Source organism: Chitinophaga sp. (assembly GCF_035564935.1).
GTDB lineage: Bacteria > Bacteroidota > Bacteroidia > Chitinophagales > Chitinophagaceae > Chitinophaga.
Genome location: NZ_DATMTE010000752.1, coordinates 1 through 7,673 on the forward strand (window position 1 = coordinate 1; position 7,673 = coordinate 7,673).

At 47.4% G+C, this 7,673-nt stretch carries 4 protein-coding genes; 1 reads left to right on the top strand and 3 read right to left on the bottom strand.

Translation table 11 applies throughout. The features are described from left to right. Window positions 1–178: 178 nt before the first annotated feature. Window positions 179–613: a MarR family winged helix-turn-helix transcriptional regulator gene (locus VN105_RS19460; RefSeq protein WP_325643279.1), complete on the bottom strand. Its 435-nt coding sequence runs from the start codon at window positions 611–613 to the stop codon at window positions 179–181. Between the two features lie 79 nt (window positions 614–692). On the opposite strand from VN105_RS19460, the gene VN105_RS19465 reads away from it, so the two are divergent. Then, complete coding sequence (locus tag VN105_RS19465) at window positions 693–2,822, top strand: alpha-ketoacid dehydrogenase subunit alpha/beta (protein ID WP_325643281.1); 2,130 nt, start codon at window positions 693–695, stop codon at window positions 2,820–2,822. Window positions 2,823–2,922: 100 nt separating this feature from the next. On the opposite strand, the gene VN105_RS19470 is transcribed toward VN105_RS19465, so the two are convergent. Together VN105_RS19470 and VN105_RS19475 are read right to left on the bottom strand one after the other, a co-directional pair. Next, window positions 2,923–4,554, bottom strand: coding sequence for a RagB/SusD family nutrient uptake outer membrane protein (locus tag VN105_RS19470; protein WP_325643283.1), 1,632 nt, complete (start codon window positions 4,552–4,554; stop codon window positions 2,923–2,925). A gap of 20 nt (window positions 4,555–4,574) precedes the next feature. After that, on the bottom strand, window positions 4,575–7,550 hold the full coding sequence (locus VN105_RS19475) for a TonB-dependent receptor (protein ID WP_325643285.1): 2,976 nt from the start codon (window positions 7,548–7,550) through the stop codon (window positions 4,575–4,577). Between the last annotated feature and the right edge of the window lie 123 nt (window positions 7,551–7,673).

Below are 7,673 nucleotides of genomic sequence, written 5' to 3' on the forward strand. Positions count from 1 at the left end.
ATTACGCTGATTTCACTGATTTTATATCCCAGGATTTTAATAGAAAAATGAGGAGATAGAAGTGAAAATATTCGCTTCTATCTCCTCAAAATATTTAAAATCAATACCTGATAAAATCAGTGAAATCAGCGTAATCATTTAAATCCTGTTCCAAGACAATTTCATCGCCGAAGGCGATCTATGGAATATTGGCGTAAATCGTGTCCAGGATGCGCGTTAATTCCGCATAATCCCCTTCAGTCAATGTTTTCCACCCTATTTTCCGCATATCGTATACCAGCGATTTCACATCCTTATATTTTTCCACACCTTCCGGGGTCAGCTGTAAATATACCTTCCGCCGGTCGTGCACGTCAGCCTCTCTTTTTACCAGCCCCTTTTTTACCAGGAGTTCGATGATACGGGAAATAGTGGTAATGTCTTTCGAAGTATTACGGGCCAGCTCGTTATGCGTGGTTTTTTTATGTTTATATAAATTCTCTATCAGGAGCCATTGATCCACTGTAATGTCCTTCTGTTGGGCATCAAACGTTTTTTGCCAGTAGTTGCGCAATTTTTTCAGCGTAGCATCCAACTTAAAAAAAGAGGGATTACTGACGAAAGTATCAGTCATATTAATTAATTTGCATTAGCAACTGTTGCTATGGCAACTATTGTTTTTAATTTACCATCATCACCAAAACAGTCTTATTGTGTTTAAAGATAGCACAAGCGTTTCAACTTTAAAAACGCCTGCCTCCAATACAGGTGGTAATGCCAGCGAACTGACGGAATTACTGGCAGCGTGGCGACTGATGTGCGAAGCCGGCAGTATGGCCGCCATCTATGAGGCAAACAGATCCATCTGTAAATATGTTCATTCCACTTCCCGCGGTCATGAAGCCATACAAATAGCCACGGGGTTGCAACTACGGCCCTGGGACTTTGTAAGTCCCTATTACCGCGATGAGAGTATGCTCCTTGCCATGGGCTTTACTCCCTATGAATTAATGCTCCAGCTGCTGGCAAAGGCGGATGACCCTTTTTCCGCCGGAAGATCTTATTACAGTCACCCTAACAACAGGGAGGCCAGTAAACCGCAGATCCCCCACCAGAGCAGCGCTACAGGTATGCAGGTGATCCCCACCACCGGTATAGCCCAGGGAGTGCAATACCTGGAGCAAATCCGTTCCTCCCTGCTGAAAACAGGCCCCGACGGGGAATTACCCATCGTACTATGCTCCCTCGGGGATGGTAGTGTTACTGAAGGTGAGGTAAGCGAAGCCCTGCAATTTGCCGTACTGAAACAACTACCGGTGATTTACCTGGTACAGGACAACGACTGGGGCATTTCGGCTACCGCAGCGGAGGTAAGAACAATGGACGCATATGATTATGCCGCGGGGTTCAGGGGACTGGAGCGGATGCGGGTGGATGGCAGCGATTTTACGGCCAGCTACGCCGCAATGGAAACGGCTATCAGTTATGCAAGACATGAACGGCGCCCGATATTGGTGCAGGCTAATGTACCGCTGCTGGGACATCATACCTCCGGTGTGAGAAAGGAATGGTACCGTACCGTAGAGGACCTGCAAAAACATGCTGCCAATGACCCTGTTCCAAAGCTGAGGGCACTTTTATTGAAACATGGCGTAAGCGCTTCAGCACTGGATGAAATTGAAAAAACTGCTGCCGGTGATATACAGGCTGCTTTTGATAAAGCGGTGCAGGCGCCGGAGCCGGCACCGGAAACGGTGCAGGAGCATGTATTTGCGCCGGCTGCCATAACAATGGAAAGTGGTACCCGTACACCCGCCGGCAAATCCAAAGTAGTAATGGTGGATGCCGCCCTGCATGCAGTGGAAGAAATTATGCAGGAATACCCCGAAGCCATTCTGTTTGGGCAGGATGTGGGCGTAAGACTGGGAGGCGTTTTCCGGGAAGCGGCCACACTGGGCGAAAAATTCGGACCACACCGCGTATATAACACCGCGATACAGGAAGCGTACATTATAGGGGCTACTGCCGGCCTGTCTGCCGCAGGCGTAAAACCCATAGTGGAAGTGCAGTTTGCCGATTATATTTACCCGGGGTTTAATCAGTTGGTAACAGAAATTTCAAAATCGTGTTACCTGAGTAATGGTAAATTTCCGGTACAAACGCTTATCCGTGTGCCTATCGGGGCATATGGCGGAGGAGGGCCTTATCATTCAGGCAGCATAGAATCCACGCTGTTAAGCATTAAGGGCATCAAAGTGGTGTATCCCTCTAATGCTGCAGATATGAAGGGCCTGATGAAGGCGGCGTTCCTCGATCCCAACCCGGTTGTTATGCTGGAACACAAAGGATTATACTGGAGCAAAGTGCCGGGTACCCTGGAAGCCATGACAATTGAGCCTGCAGCAGATTATGTGTTGCCATTGGGTAAAGGAAATATTATACAACGCGCGCATCCGAAAGATATGGCGCAGGGAAATACACTTTGCATTATCACTTATGGTATGGGTGTATATTGGGCCAAAGCAGCCGCCCAAAAATATCCCGGGCAGGTAAGCATAGTGGATCTGCGCACACTTTTTCCAATGGATGAGGAAATGGTGTATGACATGGTGAAACAACACGGGAAGTGCCTGATCCTTACAGAAGAACAGCTCAACAACTCTTTCATACAGGCACTGGCAGGGCGTATTCAACAAACATGTTTCAGGTTCCTGGACGCCCCGGTATTTACACTGGGTGCGATGGACCTGCCGGCTGTTCCGCTGAATACCGGCCTGGAGGCGGCTATGTTGCCAACGCCTGCAAAAGTAGCTGCGGCTATCGGCGAATTACTTGCCTATTAAATACAAAAATAGAAAACGGCCATCTCAGTGAAGAGACGGCCGTTGGGTTTTCCGCATCCGGGGTTGAAGCCGTTTACTGCTTCACACCCAAATCAGTTTATCAGTAGCCTGGATTTTGAACCAGGTTAGGATTGATACTTGTTTGTTTAAACGGAATCGGGAACAGCTTGTACTTATCAGCAGATGGCTGATGATCCCACCAGCTGCCGGTGGTGAATTTGCCAAAACGGATCAGGTCTGAGCGGCGTTTACCTTCAAATATGAACTCACGGCCTCTTTCAGCAAGGAGTTCGTTCATGGTAAGGCTGGTAGCAGTATATGCTTCAGCGGCCCAGTCTTCCGGCCTGAATGCCCGTTTCTTACAGGTATTGATAAGATCAACAGCATCTTGTGTAGCGATACCGTTGTTTTTTCTCATCAATGCTTCTGCTTTATTGAAATAGATTTCTGTTAAACGGTATAGTACAAAGTCGTTGCCCCAGTAGTTAGGATCGTCTTGTTTGCCCGGTACATATTTGGCGAAACGTGCGCCACTGTTTTCTTCACCAAGCGTCATACCACCGGCGCCGGTTGCTCCTTCAGAATTTCTGCGGATCTCTTTTACAAAAACAAGCGGTTTGCCGTTGTATTCTTCTGTGCCGAGTACCAAACTGTCTGCCACGCTGGTGCGTAGCGCCGGATCTTTTTTCTGAGGCCCGATCAACATCCAGTTTTGCTTGCGGAGATCATTGTCTTTATACGCATCATAAGCAGTAGGAATAACAACGATACTGTTGTTACCGTCTACATCAGCGTTGTAGATCTGGCGTTGACGGTAGTGCCAGAAATCACCTTGCCACCCGAAACGGGAGTTACCGGCTCTCAGGTCATAGGCGAGCTGGAACAGGTCTTCCGGAGAGGTATTGTTATTATTGGCAAAAGCGCGGAAAATATCCGGCTCCAATGCAGGTACCGCGCCGCTCAGGGAACCGCCGTCGCCGGCAATGATCTTATTGCAATAGGTAATACAGTCGTCCCAGCGTGGAGTACCTGTCCATTCCTGTGCGTTGAGATACAGCTCCACCAGCATTGCATATCCGCCTGCTTTGGTAGCCCGGCCCACCATATCTGCAGATAATGGTTTCAGCAATTCCACATTTTCTTTGAGTTCTTTTTCAACGAACTCAAATACTTCTTTGCGGGTTTTCGTAGCCGGGGATGCTGGCTCACCTACTTCTGTTACGATGGGAATGTTGCCATACAGGTCCATCAATTTCAGGTAATGCCAGGCTCGCACTACTTTTGTTTCTGCTATAAATGAGGCTTTGTCTTCATTGGTCATACCAATTTTGGTAAAGTCCATAGCCGACAGATCTTTCAGGGTATTGTTACAGAAACCCGCACCCCAGAACATCAGTCGCCATGGATTCCAGGCATTGTCTTCATTGGCAATCCAGGTATGGTTGTGCAGGCGGATCCAGTTACCGCCATCGTAGCCGTGCTTGCCTTTCTGCGGCCATGCCAGCTGATCGGCGGAGAGTTCCTGCAAGCGCCAATAGCCGGTTTGACCGGTAGGTGCCGCCCATGCACCGGCATGGGTAAACGGACGTAGTACGGCAGACAGTACTTCTTCTTTATTATGATAAAAATTATCTGAAATAATTTCGCTGTATGGTTTTTCATCGAGCTTGGTGCAGGCGCTCAATCCGAGAGCCAGCAGGGCTGCGCTGATATATGCATTACTTTTTTTCATACGTTACAATTTTGCTGCTTTTAAAATCCAAGGTTCAATCCGATAGTGTAAGAGCGGGTGCGGGGATAAAATCCTCTTCCATCTATACCGGAATCCAGTGCAGTATCCTGCAGTTCAGGATCAAGACCGCTGTATTTGGTAATGGTGGCAATATTACGGCCGCTGGCATATACACGCAGGTTGCGGATATATTTGGTTTTCAGTTGGAAATTATAGCCGAGGGTGATGTTATCCAGTTTTACAAAATCTCCTTTTTCCAGGTAGTAATCTGAGAACTGGGGATCGTCGTTCAGCTTATCATTTTTACCGATAGCAGATGATAGCATATTATTCGGTTTCCATTTTTTGTTACCGAAGTACATATCCTGCAGGTTCAGGATATCGAAACCGAATTTGCCGCGGAGGAAGATGCTCAGGTCAAAGTTCTTATAACGGAAAGTATTGTTCCAGGAAGCCATGTACTTGGGAATACCATTTCCGATCACTGTTTTATCGTCGGGATTGATTTCAGAAGTAGTGGCTTTGCTGCCGTCTTTTTTGTAGAACAGCCATTTGCCATCGTCGGTAAGACCAGCATAACGGTAGCCATAGAAAGTACCCAGCGGACCGCCTTCTACTACGCGGATGGCCTGGCCAAGATTACCCGGGGAAGGCAGATCGCCATAAAACTGCTCAGTGGCTTTATAAATCTGGTTGGAGAATGACACCATTTTATTCCGCTGGGAGTTGAAGGCGATATCACTATGCCAGGTGAAATCTTTGGTTTTCACAGGTACAGTATTGATCACTACTTCCACCCCGCTGTTAGAGATTTCACCTACGTTGGTAAAGATATTATCCAGGATGTTGGAAGGCAGCTGTGCCGTATAGTTGAATAACAGGTCTTTTGTTCTGCGGCTGTACACATCAACGGAACCGCCGATCCTGTTTTGCAGCAGGGAGAAGTCAACCCCTACGTTGAACTCTTTCTTTTTCTCCCATCTCAGGTCCGGGTTCGGGTTTTTATTAGGTCCGTAAGTCTGGATCCATTTGCCGTACTGAAGATAAGCGCCGCCTGTTCCCAACGTGATGAGCGATTGGTAGTTGGGAATCCCCTGGTTACCGGTGATACCATAGCCTGCACGGAGTTTCAGGTTGTTGATTACGGTGATATCCTGCATAAAGGCTTCTTTTGAAATCACCCATCCTGCGGATACTGCGGGGAAGTTACCCCATTTGTAATTGGCGCCGAAACGGGAAGAACCTTCATGACGCAGGATAGCCTGCAACATGTATTTCTGTTTGTAGTTATAGTTCAATCTGCCAAAGAACGCAATGAGCGTGTTGTCTACTTTGTTGCTGCTTTGTGAAGGACGTGGAAGTTTAGGATCATTTAATGCGTTACCTGCAGAAATGTTCCAGTCTTCAAAGGCATCGGTGAGGAAACCATTGTTATCCATGGAGTATTTTTCCAATGTGCTGTATTGATAGCTATAGCCGCCGAGCACATTAAAAGTATGGTCTGAGTTGACTGTTTTTGTATAATCGACAGTAGCTTCAAATGTTTTATCCATAGCTGCGGAATTGGCTTTATACGCATAACCACCACCCTGGAAGTCCTGGATGGAAGAGCGGGAAGCCTTCATTTTATACTGGCGGTCGGTATATTCGTCGCGGACAATAGCGCCGAAGGCAGAAAATTTCAGGTCATGTATAGGCTCCAGTGTTATACGGGCATCTCCTGAATAGGTTTTCTGATCCCTGTCATATAACTCCTGTTGTAAACGGGCCAGTGGGTTATAGTTATTGAAACCGTTTGTTTCAACATATTTACCATCAGGGCCAAAGATGGGGGCGGTAGGATTCCGCTGTACTGCCTGTTCAAAATCGGCGCCTGCATTGCCGGCTTTGTTATCGCCGCCGCCGCTGTTTCCACCGTTCAGATTGGCTTTACTGAAATTACCTGCCAGGTTGAATTGCATGGTAAGCATGCCCTGTAAGCCGGTCTGGTTTACATTCACCCTTCCTCCATATTGCTGACGGCCGTTTTCAATGGCAATACCGTTGGCATCGTTGTAATAAAGGGATGCACGGTAATTGCTGTTTGCAGTTCCACCGGAGGCTGCGAAGTTGTGATAATGACTGAGGTTATTTTTGTTGAGCAGCAGATCATACATATCTACATCAGCGCCCTGGTCGTTGGATGCACCGGCTACTTTTACATATTCTGCTGCGCTGAGTATGCTGGGTCTTTTGGCCACTGCTTCGCGTTGCAGGTAAGTAGAGTAGGTGTATTGCGGGTCGCCGGCTTTACCTTTTTTGGTGGTAATGAGAATTACCCCGTTGTTACCGCGGGTACCGTAAATAGCTGCAGCAGAACCGTCTTTCAGCACATCGAAGGTGGCAATGTCGTCTTGTTGTAACAGGTCGAGGTTACCGCCGGGAATACCATCAATTACGATCAGTGGGTTCATATCGCCGGATACGGAACTGATGCCCCTGATTTGTATGGAAGCGCCACTGTTGGGGTTATTTCCCTGTGTTCTGGTAACAGACAAGCCAGCCACTTTACCCTGGATCAGGTCCATAGGAGAGCGGGAGCCACCCTGGTTAAAATTTTCCGCCTTTACGGTAGCCACTGAAGTAGTTACTTCGTTTCTTTTTTGTGTACCGTAACCCACTACTACTACGTCTTGCAGCGACTTTACCGATGCAGCCAGTTTGATGTTCATGGCAGAAGCGGATGCAGGTACTTCCTGCGGGAGATAGCCGACGAAAGTGAATATCAGCACAGCATTTTCAGGAGCCTGTAAGCTGAAGGTACCGTCGGGTTTGGTGATGGTACCGGTACTGGTACCTTTTACCTGAACAGATACACCGGGGATGCCGGTGTTATCATTGGCATCCGTTACTTTTCCGGATACTTTTTTGCCCTGTGAAAAGGCGAACAGCGAGAAGAGCATCAGTACCATGCTGGCAAAGCAAGTCCGTGCCCAAAACGTGGATCGTTTGTGCATATCAATTAATTGAAGTTGGTTAATAAAGAAAAGCCAGGAATGCTTATTGAAAAAACGATTTAGCAATAAGCCTATAGGCTATTTTTTAAAATTTTTCAGATACTGGTTTACTCATTTAATTGT

Excerpts from the sequence above, each read along its gene's own strand:
- VN105_RS19460 (WP_325643279.1), bottom strand. The coding sequence starts at position 613 with ATGACTGATACTTTCGTCAGTAATCCCTCTTTTTTTAAGTTGGATGCT.
- VN105_RS19470 (WP_325643283.1), bottom strand. The coding sequence starts at position 4,554 with ATGAAAAAAAGTAATGCATATATCAGCGCAGCCCTGCTGGCTCTCGGA.
- VN105_RS19475 (WP_325643285.1), bottom strand. The coding sequence starts at position 7,550 with ATGCACAAACGATCCACGTTTTGGGCACGGACTTGCTTTGCCAGCATG.